This is a genomic window from Auritidibacter sp. NML130574 (assembly GCF_003185725.2).
Classification (GTDB): Bacteria; Actinomycetota; Actinomycetes; order Actinomycetales; family Micrococcaceae; genus Auritidibacter; species Auritidibacter ignavus.
Genome location: NZ_CP031746.1, coordinates 1,714,697 through 1,731,845 on the forward strand (window position 1 = coordinate 1,714,697; position 17,149 = coordinate 1,731,845).

The following is a 17,149-nucleotide window of genomic DNA, read 5'->3' on the forward strand; positions in this document are numbered from 1 at the left end:
CTGTCACCCATGCACACAGCCACCAGCCCCGGAACCCTGACGGTGGTGGATGCCGAGGACTATCGGGCCCGATCCACCGCACACAGCCAGCGCATCACCGAGCTGACCCGGGAACTTTTCGAGCTCCGCGCGGCCGGGATCAAACACCCGATCTTCGACTTCATGTTCTCCTACTATTCCTTCACCGCCGGAGCGCTGAAGCGCTGGCATCCGGGTCCCCACGCTGTGTTGCTCCCCGATCACACCGGTCAGGCCCCCGACCATGCTGACTACCCGCACTACCGGTATGACTCAGACTGGGGTGGGTACCGCGTGGATACCGACTCTTTTCGTGCCAAGCGCCAGACCGCCATCAATGTCACGGTCAATCTGCTCGCCGCCACACTACCCCGCCGGGCCCAGCTGAGCTGTTTTGGTCTGCACGAGTGGGCGATGGCCTACCGTTCGGACCGCCACGGGATTCGGCACGCCCAGCTACCGTTGCGACTCGGAGCATCCGGTACCGACGAGGTGGTGGAATCCCACAAGATCACGTGCACCCACTTTGATGCCTACCGGTTCTACGCGCCCGAGGCCAAACCGCTCAACCAGTTCAGGCCCACCCGCAAGCGCGCACCCGAACTAGAACAGCCCGGCTGTCTGCACGCCAATATGGATCTCTACCGTCACAGCTACAAGATGGTGCCACTGGTGGATTCGGATCTGATGGCCGAGACGTTCGAGCTGGCCTGGCAGATCCGGGTGATGGATATGCGCGCCTCGCCCTATGACCTCTCCGACTGGGGTCTGGACCCCATCCGCATCGAGACCCGGGACGGCAAAGCCGAATACACCCGCTTGCAGAAAGAGTTTTCCGAGCGCGCTCAGGTGTTGCGTGCCCGTCTGCTCGAGGTACTGACCCCCTGGAGCACGCTGTGACCGAATCCGCCGAGCACCGCCGCGACCTTCCGCCCCACTGGCTACGCACCGACGCACTGATCGGTGCCGGCTTAGTGATCATCGGGCTAATCTTTACCGCGTTATCGCATCGCTCGGGACTGCTCGAGACCATGGGATTCACCACCTGGGGCACCTATCTCAGCGTGCCGTTGCTGGCTTTACCCATGATCCTCTACCGGCGCTTCCCCTGCACGGTAGCCAGCTACCTGGCGGTGGCGGCCATCGTGTTCAATCACACCATCGGCGTGGAGGTGTACTCGTACCAGATCGTGCTCTTTGTGAGTTTCTACGGGGTCGGGGCCTGGTCGAATGATCGCCGGCGCGCCCTATGGGTCCGGGTTGGGATTATCGGACTGATCCTCGCGTGGCTGATCGCGACCTCGATCCAGGCCATCACCCAGGCCCAAGCCACGGGTGCGGACCTCTATCAGACCCTCACCGCGCTGGGATCCCAATGGTTGGTCAACGCAATCTTCTATTTCTTGGCCTGGATCTTCGGGAACTCCTCCTGGCAGGGCGCAATCGCCCACAACCAGCTCCATCTCGCCCATCAGAAGCTCTCGACGGCCCACCGCGAGCTTCACGAGGCGCAACAACAACTGGCGGCCTCGGCCGTGCACGCCGAACGGATGCACATTGCCCGTGAACTACACGACGTCGTCGCCCACCACGTGACCGTGATGGGCATTCATGCCTCCGCGGCCCGGCGTAGCCTGGACACATCAGCCAAGGGCAGTACCGACAGCACCGGCAATGTCGCTGGAGTCGAGCAATTGCGTGCCATCGAGACCGCCGCACAGCAGACCATCGCCGAGTTGCGGGCCCTGGTCTACACACTGCGCGACCAGCCAGAACACACCGCGCCGCTACCGGATCTCAGTCAGCTTCCCGATCTGGTGCGAACGGCTCATGCCACCTCCCAAACCGTCCGACTAGAAATTATTGAACCCAGCCAGCCCGGTGTCGCCCGCCCCGAGGTCCCCTCCTCGGTGCAGCTGACGCTGTACCGGATCGCCCAGGAAGGCATCAATAACGCCCGCAAACATGCCGGGGCCACCGCCACCGTGGTGGTCCGGTTGCGTTATCTGGCTGATGCGATCGAACTGGAAGTCTCCGATCATAACCAGTCCCCCAGCTCGATGCGTCGGGCTTCTCAGCATACCGGCCTCGCTGAGGGCACCGGGTGCGGGCTGCAAGGGCTCACCGAACGCGTCACCGCGCTGGATGGGACCTTCACCGCCGGACCGAAATCTTCCGGTGGCTGGCTGATTCGAGCCAACATCCCGCTCACCGAGACACCCGCGGATTCGAGCGAGGTAACCACGATCTCCACCGAAGCAACCGAACCGTTCGACGCTCCACCACCGTCCAGGACCCAGCTCGCATGAACACCCCCGATGAACTCGATGAGACCTTGAGCGTCGTGCTGGTCGATGACCAGCCCATGATCCGTACCGGACTGGCCGCGATGATCGCGACCGAACCCCGATTACAGCTGGTGGGTGAAGCAGCCAACGGCGTCGAAGCCATCGAGCTGGTTCGCACCCACCACCCCGATGTGGTGTGTATGGACGTCCGCATGCCGGTGATGGATGGAATCGAAGCCACCCGGGAGATCGCCCGGCTCTCCACGACCAGCTCGGTGCTGATCCTGACCACGTTCGATCGCGACGATTTCTTGTTCGAAACCCTCGAGGCCGGCGCCTCCGGATTCTTGCTCAAGACCGCCGGGGCCGAGGACATTATCGACGCAATCATCACCCTGGGTGATGGGGACGCACTACTGGCCCCGGAAGTTACCGGACGGGTCCTGCAGCGTTTCGCCGGCCAGACCCCCACCGCAGACCAGCCTGACCAGCCGGCCCCCATTACTCGCCCGAAACCGGCTGCCCTGCTCGAAGCCGCCGGACCGGAAGTCCTCAACGAGCTCACCGGGCGAGAAACCGAGATCTTCCACATGCTCATCCAGGGCTATTCCAACCCCGAAATCGCCGAACACCTGGTCGTCGGTGCTGCCACCGTCAAGACTCACGTGTCGCATCTGCTGATGAAACTGCGGGTCAAGGATCGGGTCCACGCAGTGATTTGGGCCTACGAACACCACATCTAGCCCATCTCACTCATCTCGCTCCTCTCAGTCTTCTGGCGCCCGGCCGCAAGTGGTCAAAGTTCACCCAATAGGGGGAGGACGCCCCGGCCACCCGTTTTCTACATTGGTGATATGAGACATCACGACAATGCTCCCCCGCCGGCCGCTGGGGCCTCGGCCGAGTCCGGAATCGTCATCGACAACCTGATCAAGTCCTACGGCACCCGCCAAGTGCTCAAAGAGCTCTCCTTCTCCATCAAACCGGGCCTGATGACCGGTTTCGTGGGAGGTAACGGTGCCGGTAAAACGACCACCATGCGCATCTTGATGGGTGTACTCGACCACGATGGCGGCACCATCACCGTCAATGGTTCCCCCATCGATGCCCGGTACCGCTCTCAAATCGGCTACATGCCCGAAGAACGCGGGCTGTACCCGAAGATGCCGGTCAAAGAACAGCTGGTCTACCTGGCCAAACTCCACGGCGTCGACTCCGCTGCTGCCTCCCACCGTTCCGAGGAGATCCTAGAGCGTCTCGGCCTCGCCTCTCGGGCAAAAGATGATCTGGAAGATCTCTCCCTGGGTAACCAACAGCGCGTCCAAGTCGCCGCCGCGCTGGTCCACGAGCCGGCCGCACTCGTGCTCGATGAGCCGTTCTCCGGACTCGACCCGCAAGCGGTCGAGACCATCCTGGAGGTCCTGCAAGATGTCGCCAGCCGGGGTGCCCCGGTGCTGTTCTCCTCTCATCAACTCGATCTGGTCGAACGACTCTGCGACGAGCTGGTCATCCTCGCCGACGGGCAGGTGGCCGCCAACGGCACCCGCGATCAGCTACTCGAGCAGGCCGAAATTAAGGACTGGAGGTTGCGCACCGATGCCGACACCGGGTGGGCCCGAGAGGTCCCCGGCATCACGGTCACCGAATTCGACGGCGGCGATCTACGCTTCACCGCCGAAAACCCCCAGACCGCCCATCAGTTACTGGCCCAGGCCATCACCCGTGGCACCGTCTTCGAGTTCGGTCCGATCCACCGGAGTTTGCACGAGATCTTCCACGACGTCGTCACCGACCAATCCGATACCGCTGACACCACCCCAGGAGACCACCCATGACCAGCTTGAGCGCGGCCAGCGTTGTGGCCGGACGTGAAATCAAAACCCGCCTGCGGTCCAAAGCCTTTGTGATTACCGGGATCATCTTGATCGCCCTGGTGCTGCTCGGTACGCTCTTCGGACCTCGCGTAGCCGAATCCTTGACCTCCGGTGGTTCCTCGGACACCACCGTAGCCATCTCCCAAGACGTCGTGGACGCCAGCAACACCGCCGAACCCCACGCCGGACTCGATGCGGTCCCCGGGCTTGAGGCCACCACCGTCGAAGACGCCGAGACCGTCACAGACCAGGTGACCTCCGGCGAGGCCGATGCCGGGCTGATCCTGACCGAAGTGACCGACACCAACCCCATGGGTATTGAAGTCCTCTCCCTGGGCGAACCCCCCAGCGCGCTCATCGACGCCCTGTCGATCGCCCCGGAAATCACCATCCTGGAGGATTCCGATGCCCAGAATTTCGCCATCATGTACCTGCTGGGCATGATTTTCGGTCTGGTTTACTTTATGGCGGCCATCCTCTTCGGTCAGACCATGGCCAGCTCCGTGGTCGAAGAAAAACAATCCCGGATCATCGAGATTCTGTTGGCTGCTGTCCCGGCTCGAGCCATCTTGTTCGGCAAGGTACTGGGCAACTCCATTGTCGCTTTCGCCCAGATCGCGCTGATGGCACTGGCCGCGGTCATCGGCATTCTGGTTAATGGCGACGACGAGCAGATGCCGTTGCTCAGTGAACAAATGATCGCTCCGACCCTGTGGTTCGTACTGTTCTTCGCCATTTCGTTTGTCATGGTGGCCGGGATGTACGCCGCGGCCGCCTCGATGGTTTCGCGCAATGAAGACCTTGGTTCCATCTCCACGCCCATCGTGCTCCTGATCTTGGTCCCCTACCTGCTGATTGTCATGTACCCCACCAATACCGCGCTCGTCACGGCGATGAGCTGGATTCCCTTCTCAGCAGTCGTTGCCATGCCGATTCGGGTCTTCACCGGCGAGGCGGCGCTGTGGGAAGTGCTGGGGTCACTGGGGCTGTTAATTCTCACCACCGCGTTGGTATTGGCCTTGGCCACCCGGATCTACCAGAACTCCGTGCTGAAAATCGGCAAAGCCGTCAAGTTCCGGGAAGCCTTGGCCTCCTAAGGCTCGGTGGCAATACCACCCACTGAGATACCGCAAGAGCTACTCATCCGCCGGGGACGACGTCCCTGACAGATGGGTAGCTCTTGGGATTCGCCAGGGCTCGGTCAGGGAGAATGAGACCGATCACTGCGCGCATCGTGGTCGAGATGATCGATGCACTCCAGTCAGTGTGTTGTCATTTCTGGCAGACTAGCAAACACGTGACCAGAGTGCGCACCGACCCCTCGTGTGCTCCGGCGACGATATCGATCCGAGTTTTTGGCAGCACCCACCACCTCCATGTGGTTGATTCACGAAGACCGGATCGAACCGCGTGAAGACGCTGAATCGCGTTGTGGCCAGTGGCGGTACATAGTCCACCCAGCTTTCATCAGGAGAACCGCACCACCAGCGGCCAGTACCAGGCCCATTCCGGGCACGAAAGCACCCCACGCATTCAGCTGAATCGAGTGGGAGACGATATTCCAGCATTGAAGCATCACGATAAGCGCAACGATACCTCCCGGACCTGCCGCATGACCGATAGCCAGTTTGCGACGGGGCACGAAAGCTCCCGCAAACGCCAGGCATCCAACCGCCAACGTGAGAACCCCTGGGCCGTCGGTCCCACGAAGATGGAACGTCTCACCGGTGAGGTCCTCCACCCAGGGCAATGACACCCACGGGAGAAAAGCGGAGATAATGAACATCATTCCGCCGAGCATCATCGGCCAGCTCCCCAGGTGAAAGATTCCCCACCCGTGCGCCTTGCCTGCTTTCAATCGCGCGACGATCCCAGATAAGCCCTGGTCGTCGGCGCCAGCCGATGCAGTCTGTTCTCGTGCGGAGGTGCTCATACCCGGCACTCTACAGTGACACATATCACAGTGTCCAACCATAACCGGCTCTTCGTAATTGAGGGTGTGGATCAGTGATTCCAGGACACGGCGTGGCGCTGCCCGGATAGACGTCGAGGTCTTCCGATGATGGAAGTTCTTACACAGTCCATCCGAAAGACCTCGACGTGTCCAAGCTTACTTTCTCATCTCCTGATCTCACGACGTTCTGCCGGCTCGACTCCCTTGACCTCACGTGCATTGGCCAGCACATCACCGGGCACAAAGCCATTCTGGAATGCCAGCCCAACACTGCCGATGACTGGTGCCGACGGTGTGGCGGACACGGGATCGTCCGCGACACCGTCGTCCGCCACCTCGCCCACGAACCCTTCGGCCACCGGCCCACCACGCTTCACATTCGCCTCCGCCGGTACAAATGCGTCGAATGCGGCCGCGTATGGCGTCAGAACACCACTGCTGCGGCGCCACCACGAGCGAAGATCTCGCGAACCGGCCTCGACTGGGCGCTGCGTGCCCTCGTCATCGACCACGACACCGTGTCCGTGATCGCACGCAAACTCGCCGTGTCCTGGCACACCGCGAACTCCGCGATCCTCGCGCAGGGACATCGACTGCTGATCGACGACCCGGCCCGGTTCGACGGGGTCAGCGTCATTGGTGTCGACGAACACGTCTGGCGGCACACCAGGCGCGGTGACAAGTACGTCACCGTCATCATCGACCTTACTCCCATCAGCCAGAAAGCAGGCCCGGCACGCCTGCTCGACATGGTGCCCGGACGATCGAAACAGGTGTTCAAGCAATGGTTGAAAGCCCGACCGAAAGACTGGCGTGATGGCATCGACGTCGTCGCGATGGACGGATTCTCCGGCTTCAAAACAGCCTCCGTTGAGGAACTGCCCGAGGCTGTCGAAGTCATGGACCCGTTCCACGTCGTCAAACTCGCCGGTGATGCCCTCGACGAGGTACGCCGCCGCATTCAGCAGGAAACCACCGGGCATCGCGGACGAGCAACAGACCCGTTGTATCGAGCGCGCAGGACTCTGCACACCGGTGCTGATCTGCTCACGGCCAAACAGCAGGAGCGGATCGTAGACCTCTTCGCCGACGCCAACTTCACCGCCGTCGAAGTCACCTGGGCCGTCTATCAAGACATTGTGCGCGCTTACCGAACCAACGACGGCAACGAGGGCAAGAAGCTCTTACAAACAGTCATCGACGATCTGACGACGAATCTGCCGACAGGACTGGCCGAACTCAAGCGGTTAGGACGGACTCTGAAGCGTCGAGCTGCTGATATCCTGGCGTTCTTCACCCGACCGGGAACGTCGAACGGGCCTACCGAAGCGATCAATGGCAGGCTCGAATACCTACGGGGCTCAGCACTCGGCTTCCGCAACCTCACGCACTACATCGCGAGATGTCTGCTCGAGTCCGGCGGCTTCAGACCGGTTCTACACTCTCAATTACGATGAGCCCCATAACCTAGCACTGGGGTGGAAAGCTTACGTGACCCATCAGTCAATGATGACCAGTAGATCTCTTCTTATTTTTTATTGTGACGTAGCGCACACTCAGGTAGTCTCCTTTCAAGCGTTTTTGCCGCATTCCTGAATCTACTGGGCCCGTGCCCACGATCGACGACAAAGGAGCATCACATGTCTGACAAGGCACAAGAAAACCCTTCTTCACACGCTCCGCCTCCGGATAACGGCTGGCGGCAACGCTATTGGAAGAAGAACCTTCGACTGATGATTGTGCTACTGATCATCTGGTTTACCGTTTCATTTGGTTTCGGGATTCTGTTGATCGAGCCTCTGAATAACATCGTGATTCTTGGATTCCCCTTGGGCATGTGGTTTGCCCAGCAGGGTTCGATCTACACCTTCGTGCTCCTGATTCTGGTCTACGCGCTGTGGATGGACCGGCTCGATAGAGAGTTCGGCGTCTCTGAAGTTGACCAGCGCGACGCTCAGCAGGGAGGTCACTCGTCATGAGTTCCTTGGAATTCTGGACATTCTTCTTCCTGATCCTGACCTTCGGTATCTATATCGTCATCGCCTGGCGCTCCCGAGTTAAAGAGACCAAGGAATTCTACGTCGCTTCTCGTGGGGTGCCAACGATAGCCAACGGTGCAGCGGTAGCCGCAGACTGGATGTCAGCGGCTTCCTTCATCGGTATGGCGGGCATGATCGCTTTCCTCGGCTCCGATGGGTCGGTCTACTTGATGGGGTGGACCGGCGGCTATGTTCTGCTAGCCCTGTTGTTGGCCCCGTACCTGCGTAAATGGGGCAAGTTCACTGTCCCGGAATTCGTGGGCGAACGCTACAACGACACGGTCCGGCTCGTGGCAGCTATCTGCGCCATCATCGTTTCCTTCACCTACGTCGTCGGTCAGATGACCGGTGGGGGTGTCGTCTTCTCGCGGTTCCTCGGTCTGGACCCGCAGTGGGCCGTGGTGGCCTGTGCGGCCGTGATTTTCTTCTACGCGGTGCTGGGCGGGATGAAAGGCATCACCTATACTCAGGTGGCGCAGTACGTGGTACTCATCATCGCTTACTTAATCCCCGCGGTGGCCATCTCGCAGTATCTCGGTAACTTTCCAATCCCCCAGATCACTTACGGGCAGATCTTAGAAGAACTCAACATGCTCCGTACGGATTTCGGTCTGCATGAGTTCACCGATGCATTCGCCGGTCGTGAGGGGGGCCAGCTGGATGTGTTTCTAGTCACTCTCTCGCTCATGCTGGGCACCGCTGGTCTGCCACACGTGATCATCCGGTTCTACACCACCAAAACAGTTCGTGGCGCTCGCTTCTCCGCCTTCTGGGCACTGTTCTTCATCTCATTGTTGTACCTGACCGCTCCGGCGATGGGCGCCTTTACCAAGCTCAATCTGCTCCGGGGCGCCCAGGGTTCCGACGAGGACGGCCTTCCGGGATGGATCACACCATGGCAAGAAACCGGACTCGTTGAGGTGAACACCACCGGTGACATTAATTCGGTGTCGAATGTGTCCGGAACGGCGGATCTCGTAGTCTCCAACGACATTTTGGTGCTCGCCTCCCCCGAAATTGGAGGCCTTCCCACCCCCATCGTCGGGTTGATGGCAGCTGGTGGAATGGCGGCAGCGCTTTCCACGGCAGCTGGCCTGCTGTTGGTGATCTCCTCGGCGACCTCCCACGATATTTACTACCGGATGATTTCGAAGGAAAGAGCCTCCGAGAGTCGGCAGATGTTGGTCGGACGCCTGGCCATGGCAGTTGCGGTAGTCATCGCAATCATTGCCGGACTGAATCCTCCGGCGTTTGTGGCCCAGGTAGTGGCCTTCGCCTTCGGACTGGCGGCCGCAACGTTCTTCCCGATCCTGATCTTGGGGATCTTCTGGAAGAATGCCAACGCCATCGGTGCAGCGGTCGGCATGCTCACCGGTTTGGTCTTCAGCGGCGGCTACATGGTCTACACCCTGGAGCTATTCGGCACCCCTGCCAATGAGCCCATCCTGGGTATCTCGCCGGAAGGCATCGGGCCCGTCGGCGCGTTGCTGAACTTCCTGATTACCATTGTGGTCTCAAAACTCACCAGACCTCCCAGCCAGGAAGTTCAGGAGATGGTGGAGTCGATCCGCTACCCCGCCCAGCAACAGCAGAAGGTTCCCGTTAATCGGTAGCCACATCTCAACCCTCAACGCCCTCACTCGCACCACGGCGCTCTCGGGCCAGTTTTCCGAAAGCGTCGTGGTGCCTTATATTCCGGGTTGGCACACCTCGGCCTGACGTTCGCATTTTCGGCATTCCGCAGCCCTTCTTCTACACTCCCGCTCACCAGCAACCCAGCAGCGGGAGCACCTTTCTCTTTCAGAAGCGCCGATCCATGACGAGCCGCTGTAGCAACTCTTCTCTTGAACACCTGCTGGAGTATGCCCGAGCATCGGCACGCACCAACCACACTGATGACGTTCTCACATCGGCCGAACTCTCCCTCGACAGACGAAGCCCAACAATGCTCGTCGTCCAGCTCGATGCGTTACCGCCTTCGGAACCAACCCCTGGAATACTTCGGGAATGCTTGGTGAAAGCGGTGATAGAGGACCGTTACGAGCAGGAACCCGCGGGCGAGGAGCAGCTGGTGGTATCACCGTATGTCACGACACCATGTTTGAGATCTCCGTCGCAACAGAATGGGCCGAACTCTGCGGTCGATCGCGCGCAACACGCTGTTCACGGCTCGGCCAGGCCACCGCCATATGAGGCCTGAAACCGAAGGTCGTGCCACCCACGCTACACCGAGGCTTCAGCTGACAATTCTCGCGCCCCCGTGCGCGGGCGGGTAACATGTGTGTGGTCCGATCCACGCAGACTCTGCACCGTGAGGAGCGCTCATGCTCATCTCTGAGGAGCACTGGTGATTACTGATATTCCCTTACGTCCCGAGCATGACGGTTCGGCCCTTTATCTTCTGGGCCCCACTGATCCGACCACCCTGGAATCGATCGTCATCGCCGCATCACGATCCTTGATGATTGACGCGGTGGGCACCGGCCCCATCAAAGCTACCCTGCAGTCAATGGCGGCGCCCCACCACGTGGGATTGCGAGCTACCCTTCCCACTCCCTCGGGTGACGACCCCGCGCCCCAGCCCGGACCAGGGCCCGAACGTCCCAACACCGCAGTGGTCTCGGTCCCGTTGTCCGAAGAAGTCCGGATCCGCGGGCTCATCTCCGCCCGCGGGATTTCCGGAGGCCGGATCGGCGTCGTTGATGCCAGCACCGAGGCCGTTGAGATCACGGCGCCTGTTGCCCCAGGTCCTGACAAAGAGAGCTAAACCATGTCATTCTTGCCTCGCTTGTCGCTGAGAAACCGCGCCTTTATCGCGTTGGTCTCGATCGTGATCACGCTACTGGGCTCCCTGTCGATGTTTCTCTTGCGACGCGAGCTGATCCCACCGGTGGAGCTTCCGGCGGTCGCCATCTCCGCCGTGAATCCCGGCGCCAGCTCAGAGCAGATGGCCGATCTGGTGGCCGAACCGCTCGAGCGTGAGTTACGCACCCTCGACGGGCTGAAACAAACCTCGGCCATCTCCAGCTCCAACTTCTCCATGGTCACCGTCGAGCTGGAATACGGCACCGACACGTATCGGGCAGCCTCGCAGGCGGAAGTGATCACCAACTACCTCGACGATCAGTTGCCCGAGGGCACCACGACGACCGTGTTGAGCGGTGGCACCGGTGATATCCCGGCGATGGTGCTTTCTGCGTCCTCGGACCGGGACTCCGCGGAGCTGATCGCCGATCTCGAGTTGGCCACCATTCCGGATCTGCAAACGATTGACGGGGTGGCCTCGGTCCAACAGTTTGGTGGGGACCAGCGCATAGTGCGCATCACCCCGGATGATGAGGCGATGGCCACAGCGGGTACCTCACGCACCGAGCTCGTCGATTCGTTGGAAGACGCCGGGGTAGTGCTCCCCGGGGGCACCGTCAACGACGAAGATGATCCCAGCAGCGAGATGGACGTAGCCATCGGCAATGAGCTCACCGCCGTCGAAGATCTCGAACAATTACTGATCAGCACCGATGAGAACCCCGTCCCGCTCGGTGATCTTGCCCAGGTGCAGGCTGAACAGCCTGAGCCCACCACCGTCTCGCGCACCAACGGCCAGGATGGTGTGTCTCTGCTGGTCATCCCGGCCGCCGATGCCAACTTCATCGAGCTTTCCGACCAGATCACCCAGGTGCTCGACGAGTCTGAAGAACAGCTCGGCCATGGCACTCAGTTCACCGTCATCTTTGACCAGGCCCCTTTTATTGAGGAATCCCTCTCTGGGCTGGCCCAAGAAGGCCTGATCGGTCTCGCGCTGGCCGTGGTGGTGATCTTCGGGTTCCTCTTCGCCGTGCGGCCGACGATCATCTCCGGTCTTTCGATCCCCTTGTCGGTCTTATTTGCCTTCGGCGGCATGCTGATCACCGACACGACGCTGAATATGATGTCGGTGGCGGGTTTGATGATCACCATCGGCCGGATGGTCGATGACTCCATTGTGGTGATCGAAAATATCGTCCGCCACCTGAAAACCACGCGACCGGTCACGCGCGCCCAACGACGCGCCACCATCTACCGGGCCACCGCTGAAGTCGCCTCCGCGGTGGTGTCCTCCACCGTCGTGGCGATGCTGGTCTTCGCCCCGGTGTTCTTCGTCTCCGGACTGGCCGGTGAGCTCTTCCGACCGTTTGCGATCACCGTGGTGCTGGCGCTGTTGGGCTCCGTGTTGGTGGCACTGACCATTGTGCCGGTGTTGGCCTACTGGTTTATGCGGGCTCCGAAAACGTCCACCGACACTGCCAGCACCGACGAGGACTCTGACCTCGATCATGACCTTGAGGCTGACCTCAAGACTGCTACCCAGCCCGAGATTCACGAACCCACCGGCGTCTTGGCCCGCGGCTACCGCCCCGTGCTGTCTTTGGCCCTGTCACACCGCTGGATCACCGTCGCCCTGGCCATCGCGGTCTTCCTCGGCTCCCTGGCGCTGACCCCGTTGCTGAAGGTCAACTTGCTCGGCGACTCAGGTATGAACATGCACGCCGTAGACCAAACCGCCCCTGAAGGCACGAGCCTGCAACGCACCACCGAGCTGACCGAGGGCCTTTCGGAGCAACTACAACAACTCGAGGTGGTCGATGTGGTCCAGGTCGATATTGGCGCCGATGCCACAACCGGAGCTCTGGCCAGCAATATCGCGAACTACACGCTGATTACCGACCCCGAGGCCGATCAAGCCGAGGCCGCCGCCACCATCGAGCAGACCGTGACCGCCTATCGCGAAGAGCATCCTGAGGCCGGTGAGATACAGCTCACCGATGCCTCATCCATCCTGGGCTCCTCCACCGTCGATGTGGTGCTGGAATCCCTTGACGATGATTCCCGTACTCAGGCCAACGACCTGCTGGTCGATCAGATCGAACAGCTCGACTCGGTCGAACGCGTCGATTCCGATCTGGCCGGTAGCCAGCCCTCGGTGTCAATCACCATCGATCCACAGGCCGCCGCCGAGGCAGGAATGACCCTGAACGAGGTCACCGGGCTGATCACCTCCTACACCACCGACTATCCGGTGGCCAATGTCAGTATCGACGGGGCCGATCTGGACGTCCACCTCACCCCGGCCGCCGATATTGACACCATCCAGGAATTGGAAGACCTCGATTTAGGCGGGATCCCACTGACCGATGTGGCCGACATCGAGCGGATTTCCATCGCCCCACAAATCAATACCTCCAATGCGGTGCGTACCGTGACCCTTTCGGCCACTCCGACCAACCCCGACGATATCGGTACTCTGACCGACGAGATCACCCAGGTTATGGACGACACCGATCTACCCGAAGGCGTCACCGCGGAGATCGGTGGTCTGGCCAGCGACATTGACACCACCTTCTACCAGCTGATGCTGGCCATGGTCGCCGCGGTCTTGCTGATCTATGTCGTGCTGGTCTGGCTGTTCAAATCCCTGATCCAACCACTGGTGTTGCTGATGTCGATCCCCTTCGGCATCAGCGGGATGATCTTGGCGTTGTTGCTGACCGGCACGCCCATCGGCGCCCCGGCGATGATCGGCCAGCTGATGTTGATCGGCATTGTGGTCACCAACGCGATCGTGCTGATCGATCTGGTGAACCAGTACCGTGATCGGAAGATGTCGATCAACGACGCCCTACTCTACGGTGGCGGGCACCGCATCCGTCCGATCCTGATGACCGCTGCGGCCACCATCGGCGCGATGATTCCCCCAGCCCTGGGTCTGTCGGGGCAATCCAGTTTCGTCTCCGCCCCGATGGCGATCGCGGTGATCGGCGGGCTGGCGTTCTCCACCGTGGTCACGCTGATCATTGTGCCGGTACTGTACTCGCTGACCGAACGTGGCGGAACCTACCGCCGCGGCGAGCACGCCAGCAGTGACCACCAGCAGTGACTGACCCGAAACAGCACATGGCCCCGGCCGCTGACTGCGACCGGGGCCATGCACCTATTCTCATCACTCACACCTTGAAGAGGCACTATCTAGTCTAAGAAGCCGCGATGAAAGCTGGCCGGGAACCAGCTGGAAACTTACTGTGAGTCTCGATGAGCGACATCATCCTCCAGGAGGACCCCACCCACACCCCACACCGGCTAAAGTAAGGCCCGGACCGACACCCGGCCCATCCCCAGACCACATCACACAGCCCAGGGAGGAACACCACGGTGACTGACCCGGAGAGTAGCCAGCGTACCCGCAAGATCCGGAAACGCTCTCAACCCTCCACCGAGGTTGACCCATCCCCCGACGCTCGCGCAAAATTCCTCCGCGAGCGCGATGTCAACGACCCCGGCCTGGTCACCGGCACCCAGGGCCTCACGGGCGAGCAGGTACAGGCCCGCATCGACCGCGGGCTGATCAATACCCAACCTGCGGGCACCTCCCGCACGCTGTGGGCGATCCTGTCCACCCACTTATTCACCATGTTCAATCTGGTGATTGGACTCTGCGCGCTGGGCATTATCCTTTTAGGCCGCTGGCTGGACCTGTTGTTCTCCTTGGCCGCGCTGTCCAACGTGATCATCGGCGTGATCCAGGAGTACTCGGCGAAAAAGAAACTCGATCGCATCGCGTTGCTGAATCAGGACGACATTGTGGTGATGCGCCACGGTACCCCCACCTCGATCGGCCTCACGGACGCGGTGCTCGACGATGTCGTGGTGCTGCGTCGTGGCGATCAAGTCCCGGCCGACGGGGTGGTGATCTCCTCCCAGGATTTTGAGGTCGATGAATCTCTGGTCACCGGTGAAGCCGACCCGGTGGCGAAAAAAGTCCAGCACACCGTGCTGTCAGCCACCTCGGTTGTCTCCGGAACCGCCCTGATGCGTATCACCGGGGTGGGGCACGATTCCCACGCCGCCCAGCTCACCTTGAAAGCCCGCGAATTCACCACCGTGCACTCCGAGCTACGCGCCGGGCTGGAAAAAGTCGCCGGCTGGATCACGGTCTCACTCATCCCGCTGATCGCCATCACCCTTTTCGGCCAGGTGATGGCCGTGGGCGGATGGGACCAGGTCTTAGGCCACGGCAGTCTGGAGACCCCGCTGATCTCGACCATCGCCGGTATTACCACCATGATCCCGCAGGGCCTGGCCCTGATGACCACGATCAGCTTCGCTATGGCCGCACTGTCGCTCACCGGCAAAAAAGTGTTGATCCAAGAACAACCCGCCGTGGAAATCTTAGCCCGTGTCGACACGGTCTGTCTGGATAAAACCGGCACTCTGACCGAAGGTGGCATCCTGTTCGACGCCGCCTACCGGATCGACCCGACGAGCGGTGATCTCACCACGCTGAGGACCCCAACCACATCGGCCACTGACTCCACGGCCCAGCCACCCGCCTGGCAACAGGTACTGGCCACCATTGGCGCCGACCCCAACGCCAACCCCACCGCGATCGCGTTGCGGGAACACTTCACCCAGCAACCCGATCAGCCACTGACCGATCACGTGGTCTTCGCCTCCGAACGGCGCTGGTCAGCCTTTGGCTTCGGCACCCCCACTACCGGGGGCCCGGCAGCAGACGAGGTGACCGGTGGCTGGTTTCTGGGCGCCCCGGAGGCCCTGATTTCCCAGCTGGATCCCACGCTGGCACCGGTCATTCAGCAACACACCACCGCCCTGGCCACCAACGGTCTGCGCACCATGGTGCTGGCCCGAGCCCACGCCGGTGCTGCTCATGCTACCGCCGAGCACCCCTGGTTCGGTGACAGCGCTGACCTGCCCGATCGCTTAGTACCCGAGCTGGTGCTGACCTTCGGAGAGAACGTGCGTGAAGACGCCGCAGAGACCCTGAACTATTTCCGTTCCCAAGGCGTACAGCTCAAGGTCATCTCCGGGGACTCTCCCCACACCGTGGCAGCCGTGGCCCGTGCCGTGGGCTGGGAGCACGACGCCCCAGCTAGCGAGCGCACCCAGAGTACGGCCCCCAGCCTCGCCTTCGACGCCCGCAATTTACCCGAAAATGACGCCGAACTGGCCGGCATCATGGACGAATATTCCGTCTTCGGCCGCGTCTCCCCGGACCAGAAGAAACGCATGGTCGAGGCCCTGCGCGCCTCCGGTCACACGGTGGCCATGACCGGAGATGGCATCAATGACGCCCTGGCGCTGAAGTCCGCAGATTTGGGGATCGCTATGGGCAACGCTGCCCCGGCCACCAAGGCCGTCTCCCGGATGGTGCTACTGGATTCAAAATTCGACCGCCTCCCCTCAGTACTGGCCGAGGGTCGCAAAGTTATCGCCAACGTCGAGCGCCTAGCGCATCTGTTCTTGGCCAAAACCGCCTACGCATTCGGCTTCGTGCTGATCTTCTCTCTGCTGTTCTGGCAATACCCGCTCCTGCCCCGCCAAGCCTCCACCGCCGACGCACTGTTCATCGGCATCGCGTCCTTCCTTCTGGCCCTGATGCCCAACCCGCGTCGCTATGTGCCCGGTTTTCTCCACCGCGCACTGCGTTTCGCCATCCCCTCCGGGGCGGTCATCGTCCTCGCACTGGTGGCGATCAACCTGGTAGGCCGGTGCTATGCCAGATCCTTCGCCGGCGAGCTCCCCTTCTTCGACGACCCCCTCGACGCGCTGGGCTCCCCGGCCTCTTGGGATGGGTACGTCGCCGCCGCAGAGCACGTCGCCGGTGCTGCGTTGACCATGGAACAACTCCAAACCGCCACCATGATCACCTTGACCCTGACCGGATTGTGGCTACTAAATGTCATCTCCCGTCCGCTGAATTGGCAGAAGATCGGGATCCTGGCGATCATGTACGCCGGCCTCGTGCTGGTGGTCGCCGTGCCCTTCTCGCAGTGGTACCACCAGTTCATCCTGCCCCCCACCCCGATCCTGCTGGCCTCAATCGGGATTGCGGTTGCCGGATCGCTCGGGCTCGAACTGGTCTACCGAGTGCACAACCGCTGGTTGTGCACGCATCAGCCCGAAGCACTCCCGGCGGGATAG

General features: G+C 61.2%; 12 protein-coding genes. 11 read left to right on the top strand and 1 reads right to left on the bottom strand.

Annotated elements, in window-relative coordinates; all coding sequences use genetic code 11:
- The first annotated feature begins 9 nt into the window (after positions 1 to 9).
- From DCC27_RS07780 to DCC27_RS07800, 5 genes are all read left to right on the top strand, one after another.
- Complete coding sequence (locus DCC27_RS07780; RefSeq protein WP_110101239.1) at positions 10 to 918, top strand: 3-methyladenine DNA glycosylase; 909 nt, start codon at positions 10 to 12, stop codon at positions 916 to 918.
- Entirely contained in the window at positions 915 to 2,327 is a 1,413-nt protein-coding gene (locus DCC27_RS07785; RefSeq protein ID WP_110101240.1) for a sensor histidine kinase, read from the top strand. The genes DCC27_RS07780 and DCC27_RS07785 overlap by 4 nt, the downstream gene beginning before the upstream one ends.
- On the top strand, positions 2,324 to 3,049 hold the full coding sequence (locus tag DCC27_RS07790; protein ID WP_110101241.1) for a response regulator transcription factor: 726 nt from the start codon (positions 2,324 to 2,326) through the stop codon (positions 3,047 to 3,049). Before DCC27_RS07785 ends, DCC27_RS07790 begins: the two co-directional genes overlap by 4 nt.
- A gap of 111 nt (positions 3,050 to 3,160) precedes the next feature.
- The gene (locus tag DCC27_RS07795; RefSeq protein WP_110101242.1) at positions 3,161 to 4,141 is read left to right on the top strand and encodes an ABC transporter ATP-binding protein; all 981 of its coding nucleotides are present in this window, start codon (positions 3,161 to 3,163) and stop codon (positions 4,139 to 4,141) included.
- Entirely contained in the window at positions 4,138 to 5,277 is a 1,140-nt protein-coding gene (locus tag DCC27_RS07800) for an ABC transporter permease (RefSeq protein WP_110099165.1), read from the top strand. The genes DCC27_RS07795 and DCC27_RS07800 overlap by 4 nt, the downstream gene beginning before the upstream one ends.
- A 290-nt stretch (positions 5,278 to 5,567) precedes the next feature.
- Here DCC27_RS07800 and DCC27_RS07805 read toward each other — a convergent pair whose 3' ends face one another.
- Positions 5,568 to 6,113, bottom strand: coding sequence for a hypothetical protein (locus tag DCC27_RS07805; RefSeq protein WP_199445899.1), 546 nt, complete (start codon positions 6,111 to 6,113; stop codon positions 5,568 to 5,570).
- Positions 6,114 to 6,280: 167 nt separating this feature from the next.
- On the opposite strand from DCC27_RS07805, the gene DCC27_RS07810 reads away from it, so the two are divergent.
- The 6 genes from DCC27_RS07810 to DCC27_RS07835 all read left to right on the top strand — a co-directional run bounded on the left by DCC27_RS07810 (position 6,281) and on the right by DCC27_RS07835 (position 17,149).
- Positions 6,281 to 7,591, top strand: a complete 1,311-nt coding sequence (locus tag DCC27_RS07810) for an ISL3 family transposase (RefSeq protein ID WP_117328644.1) — start codon at positions 6,281 to 6,283, stop codon at positions 7,589 to 7,591.
- Positions 7,592 to 7,774: 183 nt separating this feature from the next.
- Entirely contained in the window at positions 7,775 to 8,113 is a 339-nt protein-coding gene (locus DCC27_RS07815; protein WP_110099164.1) for a DUF4212 domain-containing protein, read from the top strand.
- Positions 8,110 to 9,786: a sodium:solute symporter family protein gene (locus DCC27_RS07820; RefSeq protein WP_110099163.1), complete on the top strand. Its 1,677-nt coding sequence runs from the start codon at positions 8,110 to 8,112 to the stop codon at positions 9,784 to 9,786. Before DCC27_RS07815 ends, DCC27_RS07820 begins: the two co-directional genes overlap by 4 nt.
- Before the next feature lie 734 nt (positions 9,787 to 10,520).
- Positions 10,521 to 10,940, top strand: coding sequence for a hypothetical protein (locus DCC27_RS07825; RefSeq protein WP_110101338.1), 420 nt, complete (start codon positions 10,521 to 10,523; stop codon positions 10,938 to 10,940).
- Between the two features lie 3 nt (positions 10,941 to 10,943).
- Positions 10,944 to 14,087: an efflux RND transporter permease subunit gene (locus DCC27_RS07830; RefSeq protein WP_110101337.1), complete on the top strand. Its 3,144-nt coding sequence runs from the start codon at positions 10,944 to 10,946 to the stop codon at positions 14,085 to 14,087.
- 272 nt (positions 14,088 to 14,359) lie between these two features.
- Positions 14,360 to 17,149, top strand: coding sequence for an HAD-IC family P-type ATPase (locus DCC27_RS07835; protein ID WP_233242937.1), 2,790 nt, complete (start codon positions 14,360 to 14,362; stop codon positions 17,147 to 17,149).

Excerpts from the sequence above, each read along its gene's own strand:
- DCC27_RS07830 (WP_110101337.1), top strand. The coding sequence starts at position 10,944 with ATGTCATTCTTGCCTCGCTTGTCGCTGAGAAACCGCGCCTTTATCGCG.
- DCC27_RS07815 (WP_110099164.1), top strand. The coding sequence starts at position 7,775 with ATGTCTGACAAGGCACAAGAAAACCCTTCTTCACACGCTCCGCCTCCG.
- DCC27_RS07805 (WP_199445899.1), bottom strand. The coding sequence starts at position 6,113 with ATGAGCACCTCCGCACGAGAACAGACTGCATCGGCTGGCGCCGACGAC.
- DCC27_RS07800 (WP_110099165.1), top strand. The coding sequence starts at position 4,138 with ATGACCAGCTTGAGCGCGGCCAGCGTTGTGGCCGGACGTGAAATCAAA.
- DCC27_RS07790 (WP_110101241.1), top strand. The coding sequence starts at position 2,324 with ATGAACACCCCCGATGAACTCGATGAGACCTTGAGCGTCGTGCTGGTC.
- DCC27_RS07795 (WP_110101242.1), top strand. The coding sequence starts at position 3,161 with ATGAGACATCACGACAATGCTCCCCCGCCGGCCGCTGGGGCCTCGGCC.
- DCC27_RS07820 (WP_110099163.1), top strand. The coding sequence starts at position 8,110 with ATGAGTTCCTTGGAATTCTGGACATTCTTCTTCCTGATCCTGACCTTC.
- DCC27_RS07780 (WP_110101239.1), top strand. The coding sequence starts at position 10 with ATGCACACAGCCACCAGCCCCGGAACCCTGACGGTGGTGGATGCCGAG.